The 20,987-nt window shown below is 61.3% G+C and carries 19 protein-coding genes and 4 pseudogenes; 12 read left to right on the top strand and 11 right to left on the bottom strand.

What is annotated here, in order from left to right; all coding sequences use genetic code 11:
• Positions 1–27 precede the first annotated feature (27 nt).
• Positions 28–504 (top strand): annotated as a pseudogene (locus tag QN413_RS24385) (IS6 family transposase); the annotation flags it as partial.
• A 108-nt stretch (positions 505–612) separates the two neighbouring features.
• On the opposite strand, the gene QN413_RS24380 reads toward QN413_RS24385, so the two are convergent.
• Positions 613–1,233 carry a DUF4337 family protein gene (locus QN413_RS24380; protein ID WP_323499195.1) on the bottom strand — a complete coding sequence of 207 codons (621 nt, stop codon included), beginning with the start codon at positions 1,231–1,233 and terminating at the stop codon, positions 613–615.
• 148 nt (positions 1,234–1,381) lie between these two features.
• Between QN413_RS24380 and QN413_RS24375 the strand changes: the two are divergent.
• The 5 genes and pseudogenes from QN413_RS24375 to QN413_RS27460 form a co-directional block, all read left to right on the top strand.
• Positions 1,382–1,643: pseudogene (locus QN413_RS24375) on the top strand (IS3 family transposase); the annotation flags it as partial.
• Positions 1,644–1,901: 258 nt separating this feature from the next.
• Positions 1,902–2,351, top strand: coding sequence for an IS66 family insertion sequence element accessory protein TnpB (gene tnpB / locus QN413_RS24370; protein WP_416352246.1), 450 nt, complete (start codon positions 1,902–1,904; stop codon positions 2,349–2,351).
• 192 nt (positions 2,352–2,543) lie between these two features.
• Entirely contained in the window at positions 2,544–3,026 is a 483-nt protein-coding gene (locus QN413_RS24365) for a hypothetical protein (RefSeq protein WP_323499194.1), read from the top strand.
• Between the two features lie 457 nt (positions 3,027–3,483).
• Positions 3,484–5,469 (top strand): TonB-dependent receptor, encoded by a 1,986-nt coding sequence (locus tag QN413_RS24360; RefSeq protein ID WP_416352245.1) that lies wholly within the window; start codon positions 3,484–3,486, stop codon positions 5,467–5,469.
• A 33-nt stretch (positions 5,470–5,502) separates the two neighbouring features.
• A pseudogene (locus QN413_RS27460) lies at positions 5,503–5,994 on the top strand (hypothetical protein); the annotation flags it as partial.
• Positions 5,995–6,128: 134 nt separating this feature from the next.
• Here QN413_RS27460 and QN413_RS24350 read toward each other — a convergent pair.
• Positions 6,129–7,104 (bottom strand): IS5 family transposase gene (locus QN413_RS24350; protein ID WP_323499192.1). Its coding sequence is split into 2 segments (ribosomal slippage): positions 6,129–6,429 and positions 6,428–7,104, totalling 978 coding nucleotides; the frame shifts between segments, so codons are not numbered across the junction.
• 117 nt (positions 7,105–7,221) lie between these two features.
• Between QN413_RS24350 and QN413_RS24345 the strand changes: the two genes are divergently transcribed.
• Entirely contained in the window at positions 7,222–7,614 is a 393-nt protein-coding gene (locus QN413_RS24345) for a DUF4149 domain-containing protein (RefSeq protein ID WP_323499191.1), read from the top strand.
• 119 nt (positions 7,615–7,733) lie between these two features.
• Here the strand turns inward: QN413_RS24345 and QN413_RS24340 are convergent, their stop codons facing one another.
• The 6 genes from QN413_RS24340 to QN413_RS24315 form a co-directional block, all read right to left on the bottom strand.
• On the bottom strand, positions 7,734–8,105 hold the full coding sequence (locus tag QN413_RS24340; RefSeq protein WP_323499190.1) for a response regulator: 372 nt from the start codon (positions 8,103–8,105) through the stop codon (positions 7,734–7,736).
• A 275-nt stretch (positions 8,106–8,380) separates the two neighbouring features.
• Positions 8,381–9,226 carry a GAF domain-containing protein gene (locus QN413_RS24335; RefSeq protein WP_323499189.1) on the bottom strand — a complete coding sequence of 282 codons (846 nt, stop codon included), beginning with the start codon at positions 9,224–9,226 and terminating at the stop codon, positions 8,381–8,383.
• 693 nt (positions 9,227–9,919) lie between these two features.
• Positions 9,920–10,204 carry a hypothetical protein gene (locus QN413_RS24330; RefSeq protein WP_323499188.1) on the bottom strand — a complete coding sequence of 95 codons (285 nt, stop codon included), beginning with the start codon at positions 10,202–10,204 and terminating at the stop codon, positions 9,920–9,922.
• 14 nt (positions 10,205–10,218) lie between these two features.
• The gene (locus tag QN413_RS24325) at positions 10,219–11,511 is read right to left on the bottom strand and encodes a solute carrier family 23 protein (RefSeq protein WP_323499187.1); all 1,293 of its coding nucleotides are present in this window, start codon (positions 11,509–11,511) and stop codon (positions 10,219–10,221) included.
• A 10-nt stretch (positions 11,512–11,521) separates the two neighbouring features.
• The gene (locus tag QN413_RS24320) at positions 11,522–12,979 is read right to left on the bottom strand and encodes an NCS1 family nucleobase:cation symporter-1 (protein ID WP_323499186.1); all 1,458 of its coding nucleotides are present in this window, start codon (positions 12,977–12,979) and stop codon (positions 11,522–11,524) included.
• A 219-nt stretch (positions 12,980–13,198) separates the two neighbouring features.
• On the bottom strand, positions 13,199–14,101 hold the full coding sequence (locus QN413_RS24315; RefSeq protein WP_323499185.1) for a LysR family transcriptional regulator: 903 nt from the start codon (positions 14,099–14,101) through the stop codon (positions 13,199–13,201).
• Positions 14,102–14,205: 104 nt separating this feature from the next.
• Between QN413_RS24315 and QN413_RS24310 the strand changes: the two genes are divergently transcribed.
• A complete protein-coding gene (locus tag QN413_RS24310) occupies positions 14,206–15,243 on the top strand; it encodes an NAD-dependent epimerase/dehydratase family protein (protein ID WP_323499184.1) in 1,038 nt (345 codons plus the stop codon).
• A 279-nt stretch (positions 15,244–15,522) separates the two neighbouring features.
• Here QN413_RS24310 and QN413_RS24305 read toward each other — a convergent pair whose 3' ends face one another.
• Positions 15,523–16,719, bottom strand: a complete 1,197-nt coding sequence (locus tag QN413_RS24305) for an MFS transporter (RefSeq protein ID WP_323499183.1) — start codon at positions 16,717–16,719, stop codon at positions 15,523–15,525.
• Here QN413_RS24305 and QN413_RS24300 point away from each other — a divergent pair.
• Positions 16,712–16,906, top strand: coding sequence for a hypothetical protein (locus tag QN413_RS24300; protein ID WP_323499182.1), 195 nt, complete (start codon positions 16,712–16,714; stop codon positions 16,904–16,906). The genes QN413_RS24305 and QN413_RS24300 overlap by 8 nt on opposite strands.
• Before the next feature lie 49 nt (positions 16,907–16,955).
• A complete protein-coding gene (locus QN413_RS24295; protein WP_323499181.1) occupies positions 16,956–17,906 on the top strand; it encodes a LysR substrate-binding domain-containing protein in 951 nt (316 codons plus the stop codon).
• Between the two features lie 188 nt (positions 17,907–18,094).
• On the opposite strand, the pseudogene QN413_RS24290 reads toward QN413_RS24295, so the two are convergent.
• Together QN413_RS24290 and QN413_RS24285 are read right to left on the bottom strand one after the other, a co-directional pair.
• Positions 18,095–18,427: pseudogene (locus QN413_RS24290) on the bottom strand (ATP-binding protein); the annotation flags it as partial.
• A gap of 75 nt (positions 18,428–18,502) precedes the next feature.
• Complete coding sequence (locus QN413_RS24285) at positions 18,503–19,489, bottom strand: alpha/beta hydrolase (protein ID WP_323499180.1); 987 nt, start codon at positions 19,487–19,489, stop codon at positions 18,503–18,505.
• 538 nt (positions 19,490–20,027) lie between these two features.
• Here QN413_RS24285 and QN413_RS24280 point away from each other — a divergent pair.
• On the top strand, positions 20,028–20,486 hold the full coding sequence (locus QN413_RS24280) for a hypothetical protein (protein ID WP_323499179.1): 459 nt from the start codon (positions 20,028–20,030) through the stop codon (positions 20,484–20,486).
• Between the two features lie 259 nt (positions 20,487–20,745).
• Positions 20,746–20,987, top strand: a 242-nt coding sequence (locus QN413_RS24275; RefSeq protein ID WP_323499178.1) for a helix-turn-helix domain-containing protein, incomplete at its 3' end; no start/stop codon positions are given.

Genomic DNA, 20,987 nt, shown 5'->3' with positions numbered 1-20,987 from the left:
GTACGACGCGACGATCAAGCTGTTGCGATGGACCGGATAGTGATGAACGAAGCGCTTCGCAGGATTTTGAAGCGGCTGTACTACCCGATCGGGGTGACGCGGGTGTGCGTCCGCTGGTATGGGGCCTCTCCGTGGAGCCAGCGACAGATCGAGCAGATGATGGACGAACGTGGGGTGGTGGTCGACCACGCGACGATTCACCGCTGGTCGATCAAGATGTTGCCGTTTTGGCTACGGTGTCTCGCAGGCGCAAGCCCTCGGTCGGCACGAGTTGGCGAATGGGCGAGACCGATTCGAAGGTCAGCGGTGAGTGGAACTACCTGTATCGGGGCGGTGGACCGTGCCGGCCACCCGATCGACTTCCTGCTGCGCGCACACCGCGACCTTGCTGCAACAAGGAGCTTCTTCGAGCGTGCCATCGCCCTGCATGGCGTGCCCGAGAAGATCACGATCGACAAGAGCGGCGCCAAAACGGCAGCGATCGTCGGCATGTGCGCCAACAGCTCTACTCGCTGGCTTTGTAATCCATTGCCGGCGCAGCAGCTTGTGGGCGCCGGCTGCACTATCGCAACAGGATCTGGACCGCGTCTTGCGGCAGAGACCGAACGCGCTTCAGAGATGAAAGTAGGCCAGCGCGCCCACCACCAGCCCCAAGCCGCTCATCACGAAGACGGCTTTCTCCAGCCAGCGTCGCCTGGTCAGCAGCGCGATCGCGGCCATAGCGATGGCGATCTGCAGCGCCGTGGTGGCCTGGGCCCAGCGGTGATGCTGGTGCAGCTTGGCCTCGCTCATCTCGTCGAATTCGGTCGACTCCTTTTCGAGCTTTTCGGCGGCCAGCTTGATCTCGGCCTCCTCAGCAGCGTAGCGTTTGGCCTCGGCCTCGAAGAGCGGTCTTCGCGCCGCGTCGACAAGCTGCATCCCGAGTTCGCTCAGGTTCTGCTTGTTGCTCTTTGCCTGGTAGAAATTCCATTGGTTTGACGCCTCGGTCTTCCTGATAGCAGCATCGTTCTTGAATATCCCGGCGTCGGCCTGAGTGGCTCCCGCCATGTACGAGAACATCGCCCCGACCGTTGCGAGGATCGCCGTCATCACCGCCAACTGTCCTGCCATCCCCCTGGGCTCGCGCTCGGCCGCCGCGTCCATCTGGTCTTCGTGTGCCCCACGTATCTCGAACTCTTCAGACAAGCGCTTCTCCTGATGTTGGGTCAATTGTCGACGACCGGAATAACCCACGCCGTCAGAGTCCGATGACGTCGTCCACCTTCAATCTAAGCGCATAGTCGAATGCTACATATTTCAATAATCAGAGCTGGCCCGGGAAATCCGAACAATCCGGTCAGCGTGGAAACTGCTTCCCCTACCAGGTCACTGATGGACGTTTGCCGAGCTCGTCAACACGATGCTGGATGCAGCGATCGAGACGGTGGCCGACGGCGATGCCCGACCCATCGTTCACTCTGATCGTGGAGCCCACTATCGATGGCCTGGTTGGCTCTCCAGGATCGGCGACGCGAAGCTTGGTTCGATCGATGTCGCGCAAGGGCTGCTCGCCTGACAACGCTGCATGCGAGGGCTTCTTCGGCCGCCTCAAGACGGAACTGTTCTACCCTCGGGACTGGAAGTCCACTGCGGTCGAGCAATGGGGGTGCGGCGCCGCCCTGCCCCGGGCCCGTCGAGAAAAGTGAATTCGTTCAAAACACGATGGTAAAAGTATGACTGCCCTTGTGGCTCGTCAGCTCACCCGGTAGCAGATCGGATGAGTCAATGCGTCACCATGTCGCGTTTAGACGGTAAGCAGGGCACGCTTGCGTTCACCCAGTTGAGTGAGTCGACGCAGCCATAGTGCACCGGAGAGAGTCGACAGAACACAGCCCGTCGAACTGCAACCGGGCGTCTTGCGTGTGCGCAGCGATGGCAAGCGCGTCTATGCCGCGGACTTCAAGGCCGAACTGGTGCGCCAATGCTTGATACCGGGCACCTCGGTGGCTGCGACGGCCATGGCGGTGATCGGCCTGCCCTCGGGAACACGCGTTTGGATTGCCGCCTGCCACACCGACTTGAGAAAGGGCTTCGACGGGCTTGCCGCGCAGGTGCAAACCGCACTGGCGGCCAATCCGCATTCGGGCCATGTGTTCGTCTTCCGCGGGCGTCGCGGCGACATCATCAAGGTGTTGTGGTCCGATGGCCAGGAATTGCTGCTGTTGGCCAAGCGATTGGAGAACGGTCGCTTCGTGTGGCCGCAAGCCACCTCGGGCAGCGTGTGGCTCACGCCAGCGCAGCTGTCGATGCTGCTCGAAGGCATTGACTGGCGCATGCCCGCACGCACTTGGCGGCCCGAGATGGTGGTGTAAAAAATAGTCGATTTCCAGAAGCGCCGGTTCGCTTCACCCAAATAGGTTCGTTTAAGTCCCAAGCCTACATCCAGCACGCGTTTTCGTTCGTACATTGCACATGTCCACGAACACGCCTGATCTGTAAAAGCGCGCCAACGTTATGTACAACCTTGCGAATCGCAGTATTGAGCCGCTGCCTTCGAGCGACTGATGCAGCGGATCCACCGACTCATCGCGCTATGGCTGACGACGACCTGCTTGGTCGTCGCTTTGCCGCTCCAGTCGGTTTCCGTGGCGATCGTCGGTCTCCTTGGCGCCAAGCATGTGCACCGAACGTTTGAGCCCTCCGCACTGTCCCAAGCGTCGATGAGTGACTGGAGAGATTTCCGCCGAACCGAATTCAACCATGTGAAAACGGCGAATTACCCGCATCATCATGAAAGTGGACTGCGTCACCATCACGATTCCGACGATGAAAGCGTGGTGAATCTGGAGACACCGACGGACGGGGACGGAACATCTTCAGAAAACCTGCAAGCCGGAGCAGGTTTGTTGTTTGTCGTTTCTGAAAATGTTGCGCTAAGGATTTCAACTCAGGAATTGCGCAACAGTTGCTGGCGGGCATTTACCGACGAAGCTTTCTCCAGCGCCAACCTCCGGCGACTCGACCGTCCGCCGATGAGCGTGGCCTGAGCAGCTTCCCGCACGCCGCGCTGTGCGGCGCGGTGCCATAGCGCTGATGAATGCCTGTCGCAGTGCAGTGCAATGCAATGCAATGCACCCTGAACCTTACTTCGCGTGAGCGCGTCCCGCACGTGTGCGCGCGCGCTTCGTGAAGGTTGCCACGCGCCGAAGCTTTAGCTTTCGGCCGGGCTAGTGGCGCACTCTTTGCGCCTCGTCCCGCTGAGACGACCCGCCGCTTTGCCACTTGACAACGCGGAACAAGCCCTTGCCGAAAATCGAGCCGCCGAACTGTTGCGCGGCTTTGGAGAAAACCGTGCTCTCTTCATTCAAAACCCTTGATTTAGACAGGGGCCGCTTGGGTCCCGCTGTGCGTGGGACCGCTTACGCAAACCTCAGCGCCCCTCGTATAACGCTTCTCTTGGCTTCAGCGCTTGCCGGGGGAGCCTTTGCGCAATCACCGGCTTCAATCAACGAGCCGACCAGTTTGGCGCCGACCATCGTTGAAAGCTCGCGCAACAGTCAGCTGGGCATTGCCGACTCGGCCAACGCCGGCGTTGTCACGCAGCAGCAACTGGCGGCCCGAACCGTCTATCGGCCGGGAGAACTGCTGGAAGCCACTCCCGGCCTGATCGTGAGTCAGCACAGCGGTGAAGGAAAAGCCAATCAGTTCTATCTGCGCGGCTTCAACCTTGACCACGGCACTGACCTTCGCACTACCGTAGACGGGATGCTGGTCAATGAACGCAGTCACTCGCACGGTCAAGGCTGGACGGACCTCAATTTCCTGATGCCGGAGCTGGCGACGCAGCTTGACTATAAAAAGGGGCCTTATTACGCGTCCGAGGGCGACTTTTCTTCGGCCGGCGCAGTTTCAGTACGCTACGCAGACAAGCTTGACCACGGCATCGCGAGCTTGGGGTTTGGTCAAGGTGGCTATCGCCGGCTATTTCTGGCTGACTCGCCCGCGTTCGGCGATGGCACTTTGCTCTATGCGCTAGAAGCTTTTCGCAACGACGGTCCGTTCGTTCACCCTGACGATTACAAGAAGCTGAATGGCGTACTTCGCTACAGCCAGGGAAACGAGGCCAACGGTTTCAACATCACCGGTATGGCGTACACCGCCAAGTGGAACGCGACTGACCAGGTCCCCAAGCGAGCCGTTGACAGTGGGGGGTTGTCACGCTTTGACGCCATCGACCCCAGCGACGGTGGCAACTCAAGTCGCTACAGCCTGTCAAGCGAGTGGCGCAACACCACCGCCAGTGGTTCGACCAAGGTCAATGCTTACGTCATTCAGCAGCGGTTGAATCTCTTTTCCAACTTCACCTATTTTCTCGACGACCCTGTCCACGGCGATCAGTTCAATCAGCCCGACCGACGTATCACCACGGGCCTGAAGGCTGCACACACTTGGCAGACTGGGGGGTGGGGACAGGCGTCCCAGACAACAGTCGGTGTTCAATTGGAGAATGACAACATACACAATGGCCTTTACAGCACGGTCGAGCGGCAGCGCCTGTCTACGACCCGCCAGGATCACATTACGGAAAGCAGTTTGGGTTTGTTCGCGGAGAACACAACCTACTGGAGCGATTGGTTTCGAACCGTGGCCGGCTTGCGCACCGATGCCTACCGATTCAAGGTCGACAGCGACAACGCATTGAATTCGGGCAAGGCGCGAGCCAGTATTGTTAGCCCGAAGCTGGGCCTGATTTTTGGCCCTTGGGCGAAGACGGAGTACTACATCAACGCAGGCACCGGTTTTCATAGCAATGATGCACGGGGAACGACCATCCGTGTGGATCCAAAAACGGGCGATGCTGCGGACAGCATTTCTCCGCTCGTACGCTCCAAGGGCGCGGAGGTGGGCGTGCGAACCGAGATCGTCAAAGGCTTGCAAACATCCCTATCGGTATACCGCCTTGACTTCGACTCTGAACTTATCTTTGCGGGCGATGCCGGGACCACTTTTGCGGGACGGCCCAGCAGGCGCGTGGGCTTCGAGCTTTCCAACTACTACAAGCCCTTCGACTGGCTGACCATCGATGCCGATGTCGCCCTCGCTCGCGCCCGATTCAAGAATTTCGACGTTGTGGGAAATCGTATTCCGGGAGCCGTCGAAGGTGTGGCATCGATCGCGTTGGCAGTCGACAATGTCGGAGCGTTCTATGGCGCTCTACAACTGCGCTATTTCGGTCCTCGTCCTTTGCTGGAGGACAACAGCGTGCGGTCCAAGAGCACAGCGACGCTGAACGCCCGCGTCGGCTACAAAATCAACAAGTCAGCACGGGTTGAGCTTGAGGCATTCAATCTGACGAACCGTCAGGATTCAGCGATCGACTATTACTACGAGTCACGTCTGCGCAACGAAGCAGTTTCCGTCAACGACATTCATTTTCATCCTATCGAACGGCGATCACTGCGGGTAAACGTCACGATGAATTTCAATTAAGGCGCCGCTGACCCCGAACGGTCGTTCAAGGCGGACCTGATCCTGCAGAGCCTTGTGCCCGGTGCGTCCGTCTCGGCCATTGCTATGGCCGCCGGCATCAACGCCAACTTGCTGTTCAAGTGGCGCCGAGACCATCTTCGCCTGATGCGAGCGCCCTCGAGTGGCGCCGGAGCACTGGTGCCGGTGCTATTGACTTTCATCGATTCGTTTGCGTACTGCATCGGCCGGGTGCCGGCTTCTTCATCTGTCATCAAAACCGCATTGGATTGCAACGCGATCTTCAGCTTTGCATTGTTGGCCGGGATGACTGCGCGGTACCTCATCGCTGGCAGAGTTGTTCGCATGACGTTCGACGAAATGCTCGCCGATCACGCCGCGCTCAGCGGCGACATGCAGCGCTCGCAGGAGGTCATGAAGATCGCGCTGCTCACCATCGAGAAGATAAAGGTCGAGCTGACCTATTTGCGGCGCATGAAGTACGACCGCTTCAGCGGGCGGATTCAACGGGTCGATGCAACACACTAGGGAGACGCTGAACATTGAGCATCGCAGCGCGAGTTGATGACATCGCAACGCGATACGCCCTAAAGATTGCCCGACTTCACGATTTAGAGCCTTCACGGCGTGCGTTTTGACCTCTTTCGAGGTCGCTTCCACGTTCAAGACGCACCTCGGGCATGGCAGTCCAGGAGCGCCTTCTTGGCGATGACCAGATTAGCCAGACCGAACAAGCTGAACAGCTGTGCCGTGTTCTTGGCGAGCCCCTTGTAGCGCGTCTTCCTGTGGCGAAAAAGGTTCTTGATCACATGGAATGGATGCTCGACTTTCGCGCGGATGCTGGCCTTCATCTTCTCCGCACGCTCGGCCAGGAACTGAGGCTCGATGAATTCATTGAGCTTGCGACGCCTGCCACGGCGCATGGTCACGTGCCAGGTCGGTCCTTGCGCTTCAGCTCGCTTGCACGCCCTGGTAGCCGGCGTCACCGAAGGCCGCATACTCCTCACCATGCAGCAACGCACCGGCGACATTGAGGTCACTCACGTTGGCCGCTGTGCCCACCAATGTATGCACCAGCCCGGACTGCGCGTCGACCCCGATGTGCGCCTTCATCCCGAAGTGCCATTGATTGCCCTTCTTGGTCTGATGCATCTCCGGGTCGCGCGTGTGGTCTGCGTTCTTGGTCGAGCTCGGGGCCGCAATGATGGTGGCGTCCACGATGGTGCCGGCACGCATCAAAAGGCCCTGCTCGGCAAGGTACGCGTTGATCTCGTCGAACAGGGACTTGGTGAGGTCGTTGTCCAGCAGCAAGCGCCTGAACTTGAGCAACGTGGTGGCATCAGGCACCGATTCGCGCGACAGGTCGATGCCCACGAAGTCGCGCAGTGCTTGGCTGTCGTACAAGGCATCTTCCAGCGCCTCGTCTGCCAGGCCATACCACTGCTGCAGGCAGTACATGCGCAGCATCCTGGGCACGCCGATCGGCTGACGGCCTACACGTCCACTGGTCGGATACAGCGGCTCGATCACGGCAATCAAGCGGCTCCAAGGCACGACACGCTCGGCAAGAAACTTCTCGCGGCGCGTTCGCTTCTTCTTCAATGCGTACTCGGCGCTGGCAAAGCTGCGTTGGTTCATGTCCGTTGCCCTCGAAATTTGATGCTCTCGGTGCATGCACGAGGCGTGCCGGGATCGATCAATTGATCAGCGTCCCCCTAGCGGTAAGGCTGTTGCGGCCCATGGCGCCGAACCCGCATGATCCAGGTGCTGGCGGTTCTCACCACAGCCTTGCTGTTCGGCGGCATGGCCCTGTATTCGTTCGGCTTCGCGGCCTTGCTGTTCACGGCCTTGCCCCCCGACGTTGCAGGCGCCACACTGCGGCGCGCGTTTCCAGCGTTCTATCTGTTCGTGATCGCGGCCGCGGCAATCGGCGCGGGCCTGCTGTGGCCTCTGGATGCGGTGGCTGCCGGGCTGATGGCGGCCATTGCCATCACGACAGTGCCCTCGCGCCAGTTGCTGATGCCGGCCATCAATGCCGCCACCGACCAAGGGATGCGCCAGCGCTTCAAGTGGTTGCACGGCATGTCTGTAGTAATTACGCTGGCGCACATCGCGGCTGCGGGCACTGTGCTGGTGCGGCTGGTCTGAGTGAACCACGCCCTCAAAACTGGCGGACGAATCTCTCAGGCAGACGTGGGACTTTTAAGCCGCATGGCATGAGGGGCGCAGAAGAGACCGCAAAGCACGTCGGCGCCCCGCCGAATTTCTTAACGAACGGTTCGCCGAAGGTAGGCGAAAAATTCATCCAGTTGAGTCGACTTGTCGAAGATGGCATCCCCCCCAAGCGCACTGCATCTGGCCCGCATCGCATCGGTGCAGTAGTTGGTTAAAACAATGGCGCGCTGGTCGAAACTTCGCCCGATCAGTGCTGCCAGGACGCCAAATCCCTTTCCATGTGGGTAGAACAGGTCGATAACCGCGTCGTCCCATACGTTGGCGTGGTCGTGAAACCAGGCAACGGCATCGGCTTCATTGTCGGCAAAGCCAAGGAGCCTTGCGTTCGCCAGTTCCACCATGCTCGGCATCAGCTCGTCACGTATGACCTGAATGTCTTCAACTACGAAAGTAGCACGGTTCATCGAAGGCAATCCATCCACGACAGCGTAACTTGCGCGCTCGTCGGTCCTGTGCGCCGAGGGGGTCTAGCGCATGTAGTCCGTCCCGTGCGTGACTAACACTGGTGTGTGCGGTGTAGCACATACGAACAGAGGCTTAGTCGGCCTGGCGCGGCTGATCGATCCATCGAAGGGAGGGCTACTGTCTTGGAAACGCCGTTCGACTCAAGCATGGAAATGAAGCACCAATGCTCTCTGCCCTGGGGCGTATAGCCAACCGATGCTGCGATGCCTGATCGTCAACGCCCGATCGCGCTCATCAGCGATGCGATTTCGACAGGTTTTCCAAAGACAAAATCATAGCCAAGCTCGAGTGCATCGAGCTTGGAGATGTCGGCCGCAACTGCCACCATGATGGGCGCTGCGTCGCCCAGGACCGCCCTGATGCTGGCGACCGGCGCCAAACTGTCCAGCCCGGCCATTTTCAGGTCGGCAATAACCGCCCACGGACGCGTGGAGAGCACCGCCGTCATTGCGCTTGGCCAATCGCGGCGAACATCGATCGTGCAGCCTGGCTCGACCAGACAGATCAGCTCCGACAGCGCCCTTGATGAATCCGGATCGCTGTCCATCAGAACAATCGATCGCAGCGCACCGGTTGCCAGCGCCGAAGGCAGTTTGCGACTTTCCAGCACGTGGATCGCTGCTTCGGCCAGGATCTGCAAGTCCAGCATCTGGCCTTCACTCAGTTGGTGCGGCTTGGTGTCGTAGACGCAAAGGGTGCCGACCGTCTGCTGCCCAACGGTCAGGCGCGCCGCTGCGTAGAACCGGACGAAGGGCGCACCGGCCACGAAAGGATGCGTCGCAAAGCGCGGATCCTTGGAGGTGTCTTCCACTACGACAATGTCGGTTGCCGTGTTGAAAAACACCTCGCAAAACGACGCGTCCGCGGGCGATTGCGACATCGGCAGACCGACGCATGCCTTGAACCAGTCGCGTTCAGTGTCAAGCAGGTTCACCATGCCAATCGGTACATCGAGGCTGCGCACGAGCAGCTTGGTGAGGTCGTCGTAAATCTTCTCCGGACTGCTGTCGAGAATGGCCAGTTGCCTGAGTTGATCGAGCCTCTCGGCATTTGCGCGCATGCCTCAGTTTAAGGCCGCGCTATGCGGTACCCCAACGGCGCAAGGGACCCGCACGTTGGGCTTGCGACTCGATGGGCGACTGACGTCGGCGCCTGCGTGTTTTTGGCCTATGCGGCGGCGTGGGACTTACCTTTCCCAGGATCTCGCAATCCCGGTCTTGGGATGTCTTAAGGCCCGCGAATGCGCCGACGCAATTCCGGCGAAAGGGTCAAATCCAGACCCGCCCCAACATAGTTGACGCCAGCCACCTACTGATCTATGACCTATCGGCATGCATTCCCTCATCGCTGCCGCTTCGCTCGCCCTGGCAGCGGGCGAGGCGCTCGGCGAGCACCCGCATGCGCGCGCGCTGCTGCGGCGCGCACGAGGAAATAGTGCCGGCTTCTGCTTCTCGGCTGCCTCGACGAAACCGCGGTCGTGCTCACGGCGCTCGGTGGCACAAGCGCGCCCACTGATGACTGCGCGCTGCCACCCTCGCTCCTGGCCGCGGTCGATGTTGAGGTCGACGAACTGAGCTAGCGAGGTCACCAAACCTCGCTAGCCGCTCAACGAACCACGCTAGCGCGGCTGCGATAAGAGCCGTAGCGCAATTCCCACTTGCGCCGGCTGACGTAACCAACCTCGGTGGTCGGCGCACTTGTCACAGCCGGTACCCAGGGGTGCGGGGGCGCCTTGAGGTGCTTGCATGGACTCTCATGGGTCCGGAATCAGCAAATTACATGCCGAACCCACCAGGCCCGAAAGCACGTTGCCGCCGACAACCGCCCAAGGCTGCACCAAAGCTCCGACCGACACGGCCCGCCCTGAAATGACGATACCGGCCAACCAGTGCGACACCAGTACGGTGACCAGAATACCTATGCCCGCCCGCCGGACGGCACGCCGCCATTCACGTGAATCGACACGTGCGCGGGCCGGCCACAACTGGACGATGAACTCACGGAATCGCTCGGAGAACGACTTGCGGCGCGGTCCCAAGGCGCGGCTCGACTTCACGCATTGCGCGCGCGACCGAGCAATGCATACAGCAGGATCGCGCCGAAGGTCGCCGTACCGATCCCGCCCAGCGCGAACTGACCGAACTTCAAAGTGAAATCACCAGTGCCGATGATCAAAGTAATGGCCGCGACGATCAGATTGCGGTTCTGCGAAAAGTCGACCTTGTTGTCGACCCAGATTTTGGCGCCTGCCACCGCGATCAACCCGAACACCACGATGCTCACACCGCCCATGACCGGCAATGGAATCGCCTGGATCAGTGCGCCGAACTTCGGCGAGAAACCCAGCAGCAGCGCGATCAGCGCGGCCACCACGAACACTGCCGTCGAGTAGATGCGCGTGGCCGCCATGACGCCGATGTTCTCCGCATACGTCGTGACGCCGGTGCCGCCGACCGAGCCGCTTACCACGGTCGCGATGCCGTCACCGATGAAAGCGCGGCCCATATAGCGGTCGAGATTGCGGCCGGTCATCGCGGTCACGGCCTTGAGGTGGCCGAGGTTTTCGGCGACGAGGATGATCGCCACCGGCGCGATCAGCAGCATGGCGTTGCCAGTGAATACCGGCGCGGTGAACGCCGGCAGGCCAAACCACGCTGCATTGGCGATGCCGCTCAGGTCGACTGGCTTGCCGAGCCCCAGGCCATTGGTCAAAGCGGCATAGACGAGCGTGGCGAGCACCAGTCCCGCGAGGATCAACAGCCGCTGCAGCATGCCGCGTCCGAACACCGCGACCAGTCCGACGCACAGGAAGGTAGCGGCCTGCATCCACGCATCGAAGTTGCCCGCCGCCATGTTTTTGATCGGCACGCTGGCCAGGTTGAGCCCGATGACGGCGACTACGGCGCCTGTGACGACCGGTGGCATGAAGCGCTCGATCCATCCGGTGCCGACCCATTGCACCAATGCGCCGATAGCGATGTAGACGACGCCGCACGCAACGATGCCTCCGAGCGCGACGGCGAGGTTGTTGTTCGGGCCCTTGCCTGCGTAACCGCTGGCGGCGATCACCACGCCGATGAAGGCGAAGCTCGAGCCCAGGTAGCTCGGCACGCGCCCGCCGGTCACGAAGAAAAATATCAGCGTGCCGACACCGCTCATCAGGATCGCGATGTTCGGGTTGAAGCCCATCAAGATCGGCGCCAACACGGTGGCGCCGAACATGGCGATGACGTGCTGCACGCCCATGGCCGCGGTTTGCGGCCACGGAAGACGCTCGTCGGGCGCGACGACGCTACCGCTGATGGCCTGGACTTCGCGCCAGCGCGGAAAGTAGGAATCGGACATGCGGTTTCCTTCAAACGAGCACGGTCGCCACAGCGGCTCTTGGACGCAGTGTCGCCATGATCAGATACGTGCCGCCACCGATGAGCACCCCGAAGAACCAGCCGTACGTGTTCCACCAGGCCGGCAGCAGATTCGTGAAGTTGGGCAGGATGGTCGAGAAGATCGAACCGATCGCCACCGCCACAAGAGCGTTCACGTTCCAACCCCCCTCGTAGCGGTATTCGCCGAACTCCTGATAGAGCGCCGCCACATTGATGTTGCCCTTGGCCACGAGGTAATAGTCGACCAGGATGATGCCGAGCAGTGGCCCCATCGTGGCGCCGATGGCATTCACGAAGTGCGCTGCATTGCCTTCCCACGGTGCGAAGGGATACAGCACGAGCGCGATGGCGGCAGCGATGTAGCCGCCCTTCTTGAAGTTGATCTGCTTGGGAAAGACATTGGAAATATCGAAAGCAGCCGATACGAAGTTGGCCACCACGTTGATGCCGAGCGTCGCGACCGCGAACGTCATGGCTGCGATCAGCGCCAGCACCCAGCTGTCGAACTTGGCTGAAATTTGCTCGGGGTGCAGCAGCACTTCGCCGTAGACCTTGAAAGCCGCGATGGTGGTCACGCCGGCGACCAGAGAGAAAGCGATGAGGTTGACCGGCAGGCCCCAGATGTTGCCCTTCTTCACCGCATCCTTGTTCTTCGCGTAGCGGGAAAAGTCGCAGAAGTTGAGGTAGAGCGCTGCGAAGTAAGTGATCCACGTGGCAGCGACCGCCGTCAACGCCCAGAACGAACCGGGCTCGCCGGCAACGCCGGCGTCCTTGGTCTTGGCAAGCAGGACATCCATCGGAATCCCGTGGTCGAAAGAGAAGCCGCCCGCTTTCACGCACAGGCCGATCGCCAGGATCAGCATGGCAACCCACACGGCCGGCCCGGCCCAGTCCTGGAACTTGCGAACAGTCTCCATTCCCCGCTGGATGATGAGGAGTTGCAAAGCCCAGATCACGACATAGCAGATCACCTCCAGGCCCGAATGGCCTAGGAAGTGCGTGCCCTTGTGAAAGTCCATCAGGACGTCGCTTCGGATCAGCAGTGCGACCATCGCGCCCGAGGCTGCCGCGGTTTGGGCGCCGTACCAAAAACACGCCACTACCGCGCGCACGACGGCCGCCAGGTTGGCGCCCCATACGCCGAACGAGGCGCGTGCCAGCACCGGGTACGGCACTCCTGTCTTTTCGCCGGCATAGCCGATCAGGTTCATGAGAGCGAAGATCACCAGCGAACCCAGCCCGATCGCTATGACGAAGTTGACGAAGCTGCCGCACAGGAGAAAAAGACTGGCGGCCAAGTAGTAGCCCCAGAGACTGTGCACGTCCGAGGTCCACACATTGAAGATGCTGAAGGCGCCCCAGTTGCGTTCCTTGGCTGGCGCCAGGTCCTCGTTGTAGAGGCCTGGGGAAGGGTTCTTGATTTCCATGGTGACGTTCCTTGTGCTCGCCAGCGCAATGCCACACACGCTGGTATGCAATAACTGTATGCACTTTTGCATGGAATCGTGAACAGGGTTTTTCCGGGTTTTGGAAAAAGCGTCGGTCGCCATCAGCAAGAGGCAGCTTCGATGGCGCACTCGCAGGCTCCTAACGACAGCGATCGAGCGAGCACCAGTCGTTCAGACGGGTATCCGCAGCAATGGAGTTCAAACGTTTGCGTAAGCCACCATGCCTTCGACTAGCGCGTCGAAGGTGACGCGGCAGCGTGGGCTGCCACGCAAGTCTTCATGCATCGTCACCCAGGTCTCGAGCGGCAGCGAGAACAGCTTTGGCATCACGCGGACCAAAGCGGGATCTCGCTTGGCCAGCGGCACCTGGCACATGCCGATGCCTGCACCAGCGCGAATCAGCGCCAGCTGGGCAAGGTTGCTGTCGCTTCGCAAAGAAAATTGCTCACGTCGCAATCCCTTGAGCGACTTCTCGGCCTGGCGCAGATAGGCCGTCATCTGGTCGTAGCCGATGGAGGAATGACCGTGCAGCTGACCGACGTTGCGAGGGGTACCGTGGCGGTCCAGATAGTCGCGTCGGGCATGCAGGCCGAGCTCGATCCGGCCGATGCGCCGCGCCACCAACTGCTCTTGTTTAGGTGCCGCCATCCGCACAGCGATGTCGGCCTCGCGCAGCAACAGGTCCTGCACCCGATCTGTTAGCACCAGTTCGATCTTCAGGTCGGGATGTGATTCACGCAGCCGGGCCAGCACCCCTGGCAGCACCTCGACCCCCACCACGTCGCTGCAGCTGACCCGCACGATCCCTTTGATTGCGACTCCGTCTCCGCCCTGGCTTCCGGCCGCACGCTCGAGCGCCGCTGCCGTGCTTTCCATCGCCTGCGCATGGCCGCGCAACGAGGTGGCCGTCTCGGTCGGCAGGAGGCCTGCCTGCGACCGGGTGAACAGCACCACGCCAAGCGCCTTCTCCAGCGCCGCAATGTGACGCCCGACGGTGGGCTGCGTGATGCCGAGCGCGCGCGCCGCTCCCGACAACGACCCCTCGGTCAACACCCCCAGAAACGAGCGATACAGCTCCCAGCCAATGGTCGTTGAAGTCATACGTAAATGTATGGGCGCTGGGCGATGTTGGCCAATTCCATTTGTACCGGTCTCCGCTCAGACTTCGCTCATCGACGAACAATCGTTGAAACAAGGAACACGAAATGGGCAACGACAGCAACGACAGCAACAACGGCATGACGGTTCTGGTACTGGGGGCGACGGGCGGCATCGGGGGCGAGGTAGCCCGGCAGCTTCGAGACGCAGGATGGAGAGTTCGCGCGCTGACGCGTGGGACCGCTGGCACCGCACCTCGCGATGAAGGTCTGACATGGCTGAACGGTGATGCCATGAGCCATGAGGACGTGATGCGGTGTGCCGAGGGTTGCAAAGTCATCGTGCACGCGGTCAACCCGCCCGGCTACCGCAACTGGGAGACGCTCGTGCTGCCAATGCTCGACAACACGATTGCCGCCGCCGCGGCGCACGGCGCCACCATCGTCCTGCCAGGAACCGTCTACAACTTCGGACCGGACGCATTTCCGTTCCTCGACGAAGACTCTGCGCAGCATCCGGTGACACGCAAGGGCATGATCCGCGTCGAGTTGGAGCGGCGCCTGGAGGCGGCGAGCCGACAGGGTGTCCGCTCCATCATCGTGCGCGCCGGTGATTTTTTTGGGCCCAAGCCCGGGAACAGCTGGTTTGCTCAAGGCTTGCTGAAGTCCGGTCAGCCGGTTGCCTCGATCGCCAACCCTGCCGAAGCGGGCGTTGGTCACCAGTGGGCGTACCTGCCGGATGTAGCGCAGACCATGGTTGAACTGTTGGCCCGCCGCGAGGCACTGGGCGCCTTTGAGCGCTTCCACATGGCGGGACACTGGGACGCCACCGGATTGCAGATGGCACAGGCGATTCAGCGCGTCGTCGCACGCCGCACCGCAAAGGCTCCGCCCATCAAAAGAACGCCATGGTGGCTGATGCGGGTGGCCGCGCCGTTCGTGCCGACGCTGCGCGAACTTCTGGAGATGCGGTACTTGTGGAAAGAGCCGGTACAGATGGTCAACAGCCGGCTGGTCCAAGTGCTGGGACGCGAGCCGCACACCCCCCTGGATCAGGCGGTCGAGGCTTCGCTGATCGGCATGGGTTGCGTGCACGTCTCGTCATCACCAGGCGTGCAGCCCGTCAGTTGTCCAGATGTTGTGTGAGGGGGATACAGTCGCGAAATATTGATTGCCGTCGCGGGACATCAAGGCTTGTCGATCTACGCCATTGCCAAGCTCGCGGATGTGCCGTACCGGCGGGCCCACGCCCACCTAGGCAGGGTGATTGAACTGTGCCACAACCAGACATTCGTGACGCGCACTCAGCTCAACCGATGTGGCATCAACAGGCAACCTAGCCATCACTTACGCCAATTTTTTCAGGGCGACAGGAAGGAAAGTGAGGAAGCGCTCAGCGCCGTCGCAGTCGCTCTCGATCTCCGCCTATGTGGATCGACTCAACCTCGTTCTCGCGACCTTCTGGTCGACGGCTGTTGCCTCAGCACGCGGCACCAGCAGCGGCATCGCCACCAGCGCACAGGCGCTCGCAGCGAGCCACACCATCGGCCAGCCTTGTAGGGCGAGCAGATGCGGGATCGAGAAGGGCGTGACGAAGCACACCAGGAACACGCTGGTGTTAGCCATACCCAGCGCGGTGCCCGCACGCGCCGCACCGGCCAGCGTGGCGAGTTCGGTGAACGCGACCCCGTGCCAGGCCGATACGCAAACACCGCTCACGCCCAGCAATACGACCAGCGTAATGCGCAGCGCCAATGAATCGGCGGCATGCGTGCCTGCGGCTATCACCAGCACTGCGAGCCCTGCGAACAACCCCACGCTGAGTGCGCTGCAGGCACGCAGGTAGGCCGGGCGGTTGCAGCGGCGGTCGGTCCAGCGGCCGCTCCACACGCGCATCACCATCGCTCCCACCTGCGTGAAGACCATGGTGGCGGTGATGGTCGCCAGGCCCGCATGGCCGAAGTCGTGCAGAAAAATGGCTCCAAAGGACAGCACCGCGAACTGCGGCGCGCAGAGGATGCCGATGCCCAGCACGATGCGCCAGACGCGCGCATCGTGAAGCGGGCTGGCCTTCGATGCGAGGGCTGCTTCGGTAAAGTTAGCGGTGGTGCGCGGCGTGATCGCTGCAATGGGCGGCTCATGCACCCAGGCCCAACTCATCACCGCGCCCAGCGCGCACAGCACCGCCAGCAGACCGTAGAGCGCAGCGAAACCGAAGTGCAGCGCTACAAAGGGCAGCGCCAGCGCGCCGATGCCCCCACCCAGCGGCACGGCGGTCTGACGGATGCTCATCGCGAGCCCGCGCTCGCTGGCGTCGAACCAGGTCATCACCGCACGGCCGCTTGCGCCGTTCACGCTGCCGCCCAGCAGGCCGACCAGCAACAGCCCCGCTCCCAGCAAGCCGAGGCCGGGGATATGCCGCGCATTCGGCGCGGCCCAGATCGCCATCGCCAACAGCGCAAGCGCGGTGCTGCCCAAGCCGGTCAGGAGCACCGGCCGGTCCCCCCAGCGGTCGGTCAAGAGGCCCCACGGCAGCTCGCTTACCGCTATGCCCAGCCCCATGAGGCCGAGCACCAACCCCAGTGTGGCGTTGTCGAGCTGGTAGCCGGTTCGCATGAGCACCGCAGTCATTGGAATGCCGCTAAAGGCCACGGAAAACGCCGCGTTAGAGGCGACACCTGCGGCCAGCACCTTCCAGCGGTGGCGCGGTGAATACGCCGGAGAAGAAGAAAAAGAAGTCGATGAGGTCATGGTGCAACGCAGTTTCGGCCTCTCCAAAGGTTTTGAAAATCAGATAATAATGAGTTAATAATCCTGAAAATAAGGACGATAAAGGTGTAACCCACTCAAGCCAGATCATGTTCAATCTCGACGTGCTGCGCACTTTCTCTACCGGCATCGCGCTCGGCAGCTATGCGCGCGCCGCCGATAGGCTGGGCCGCTCGACCTCAGCCGTGAGCGCGCAGCTAAAGAAGCTGGAGTCGCAGGCCGGTACCGTGCTGTTTCGCAAACAGGGGCGCGGCCTGGCACTCACCGATGCCGGCGAAACGCTGTTGGCCTACGCACACCGCATGCTCGAACTCGACGACGAAGCCAGCGCCGCCATGCGCGGCGCCGACCTGCAGGGCTGGGTGCGGCTAGGCCTGCAGGAAGATTTCAGCGAGACGCTGCTGCCCGCCGTGCTGGGCCGCTTCGCCCGCGCGCACCCCAAGGTGCGCATCGAGGCTTGCGTGGCGCGCAGCAGCGAGCTTCGCGAGCGGCTCGAACTCGGCCAGCTCGACTTGGCGCTAGCGTGGGACGCGGGCGACCAGCCGCTGTCGCCTCACGCCGAGCGCGTGGCGCGGCTTCCGTTGTTGTGGATCGGCCCGACGGCGCCCGAGCGGGTCGATGCCTCCTGGTGGACGGAACGCGAACAACGCGGCCCCGGCGCGCGCCAGCCGAAGAGCAAGGAGCCGCTACCGCTCATCATGCTCGACGCGCCGTGCCCGTTGCGCGAGATCGTCGTCACCGCGCTCGACCGTGCCGGCCTGCCCTGGCGCCGGGCCTTCGGCAGTGCCAGCCTGGCTGCGCTGTGGGCCGCCACGTCGGCTGGACTGGGCCTAACCGTGCGCACGCCGTTCGGGCTGCCCTTGCATGTGCGCATGCTCGACCGAGCGGTGCTGTCGCTGCCAGCGCTGCCGCAGATCTCGCTTGTGCTGTATCGCGCGCAGGCCCATTCCGAGGCCCCGGTGAGCCGCTTGGCCACGCTGCTGCTGGAGGCGGTCCGCCAGCATGTGGCGCCCACAATTGCGCCCGAACGACCGAGGTAAGCGCTCTGCAATGTCCGCTTCCCGTCGGGTCGTAGGTCTGCAGGACGCGGTCGTACGTCACGATGGCGCCATATCGATCTTGAGGTCCAAAAACACCTCAAACGTAGCTGCTACATCGACCTTTCGCTCCCTCGTAACGGGCACCCATCATTGCCACACCGGCTGCTAAGCACGGCGAACGGCCTCACCTACTTAGTCGAGCATGAACGTAGCCGATTTGCTCGAACACCGGCGGTTGGCTGTATCTCGATCTCCTTCGATGCCCCGGTGCGTGCTTGCTCGCGTGCTTTGATGCGCTTTCTCGCCACCGCCGTGCTGTGCACGAAGCGATGGCTCTCATTGCCCGTCTCCACGATGTGGCAGTGGTGCGTGCGCCGGTCCAGCGGGACCGCCTTCGTCTTCGCGTCGCCGAACACGCTCGACCACTCGGCAACGTTCAGGTTCGTCGTGAATAGCACGCTGGTGTGCGCGTACAGCTTGGACAGCAGGTGGAACAGCTTGGCCCCGCCGGCCTGTCTGAACAGGGGGTCGTCTCGGAAAACGGAAAAAATCGTACGCTAGGCGGACCATAGAGGCCTGCCAGGCCCAACTGCAGCTCAACCTTGCCCTCTGTCCAGCGCCTCAATCACTTGCTGGATCGCGGCGGGGTCGAGAGCGATCCCCATATGGCCGACCTTTGGCACCGTACTTACCGCAATGTCCGGCCGAACCCCGTGAACCAGTGGCTCGAATTTATCTGCATAGAAGAACTCGTCATCGGCCCCTACCAGCAGTTCCGTGGGTTTGGTGATGTGACGCAGATCGTCAAGGTAATGCGCGTTATGTGTGAAATCCTCGCTGAGTCGATAGGAATAGAGCGGCGTCATCATGTTCCCCGGCGCTGCAGGCATGGCGAAGGCCAAAACCGGCAGGGATTCGAAACCATGAAGACCAAACCGGTCCAGAATGGTCAGCCCCACGTAGCGCGCCTTGAACGGTTTGGCAAGGCCGCCCGCTCCAGGGCGCACCGTGGGTGCATCACGCGCCAACAAGGGCGAAAGAAACACATACCGGTCGAATAGCGCGCTATCCGGTCCGCCTGCAAAACGCAGCGCCAAGCCACCGCCGGCCGAATGCCCCAACAGCGAGACGCTGGCGTCTGGCTGGGCCTGGTGCACAAAGCGCGTGAAGTCGGCCACATCGTCTTGCAGCTGGCCGATGTATGCGATGTCGCCGCTGGGCCCGGAGCCCCCGTGACCGCGCATGTCCGGCACGTAGACCGTGTATCCGGAAGCCTGAGCGGCCTTGGCCAACGCATGAAGCATGAAGCTGCTGCCAGCCGCGCCGTGCAGCATCACCACTGCTTTTTCGCCCTGGGCCGGGTAGACGCGATAGGCCAACGCGGCCCCGTCGCGCGCCCGAAACGATTGGAGCGGCGGCTGGTCGTGAAAATTGATCTTCTTAAAAGGCCCGTCGACGTCCGCAAGGGGAGGAGGCAAAGACGAGGTTCCAAAGGCAATCATCCCGGCCAAGGCGAGGGTGGCGAGGACGATGATGGCAACGATGACGGCGAAAAGTCTTGTCGCGATTCGGGACGGTGTCATGTCAGAGGTGTTTCAAGGGATGGGTCAAAGCGGCTCGATGATGCCGACCGGCAACTCGAGCTGTACTGACAATGAGACGAATGGTGGCTGTGCGTGCTTGAAATGCATTCCTGCGGTGCCGGTCGCGACGGGATCTCCGGGCGACCAGCGCTGTGCGGCATCACGACCGCCAGATTGATATCTCCTTGGCGTTGGACAAAGCCACGCATACTTCGCTCAACTTGATGCCAAGAATTAGAGCCAGCCACTTCGCGGCGGTGTTCAGATCGTCCATGTTCATAGTTGCTTTCCGACTCGGAGGGAGAGGTGACCGGTTTGGCCCGAAACTTGACGTTCTCGCCGCTGAGTTTCACTGCCCAGTAATCGACAGCAGTCACGGTTTCCAGATCCCAATATCGATCATCGTGCGCGGCGACTGTGAACGCATGTCGTCCTCCGCCAATTGATTGAGAGCGGGCCCGAGCGCATCCCTTTTGGGAAAGTGAGACGTTTGCCTGCGGGTGCAGGCGCGAAAGCAGATTTCGGGCAAGATCGTTTTATGTCCAATCGTTTGGTGAATGCTCCGCAGATCATCCGCCGCCGCCCAATGGCGCGGTTGATGGCGATTTTCTTGGCTGCGCCCGTCGCGTTTTCACAAGCATCGCACGCCCAGAATGACGTAGAGCGCGAGCGCACCTTGCGGCGCACTACGACCGTAGGGCAGGAGGTACGCGTCTTTACATATACCGAGCACCGCTCGGACTGCAGCCAAGGACCACAGCCGAGCGTCAAAGTATTGACACCTCCAGCGCACGGCCAAGTCGCTATTCGTTACGCCTCTGTAGTACAGGGACGATCACGTTTTGGCGCCGTCGATTGCAGCGGTCTCACATTGATGGGGCAGGCGATCTGGTATCTGCCCGATGCGGCGTTCACCGGCACAGACAGCTTCGACTATGAGGTTGGGCAGGGGAACGGCGTCGCGCATGACACTGCGAAGGTCGAGGTCAAGCCCTGAGTGAGATCGTGCTATTCGACCAATTTGGGGCAATGTGACACACGACCGGTCTTGACCGATTGCGGCCTAAACGCCTAAGAAATTCTTGATCAACCACGACGCAGCCAGTGAAAAACCGATGGCAAAGGACGCGTTAATCGCCTCGCTTGTCTGCGCGCGTTGAATCTTGACCCCCAATCCGTAATTGCCATATTTAGCATCCTGAATCGCCCTGGCTTTGAACTGACCCCCAGAAGTTGGACGAACTTCAAGGAGTCCCATGGAGAAGTACGAGACAGAGTTCAAGCTCCAGGTCGTCAATAGCTTTCTAGAAGGTGAAGGCGGCGCAAAGCTCTTGGCGCGGCGGTGGAACGTCCCCGAGGAGAAGATCCGTACCTGGGTGAGTCGTTACCGACTGCATGGCATGGACGGGTTGCGCCCTAAACGCAGCGCCTACAGTTCGGAATTCAAGCTGCGGGTTCTGTCACATCAGGACCGTGAACGACTGTCCAGCCGTCGGGT

Source organism: Variovorax sp. LG9.2, from assembly GCF_035018885.1.
GTDB lineage: Bacteria > Pseudomonadota > Gammaproteobacteria > Burkholderiales > Burkholderiaceae_C > Variovorax.
Note: the sequence above shows the minus strand (reverse complement) of the source record. Positions and strands in the feature narration are given on the sequence as shown.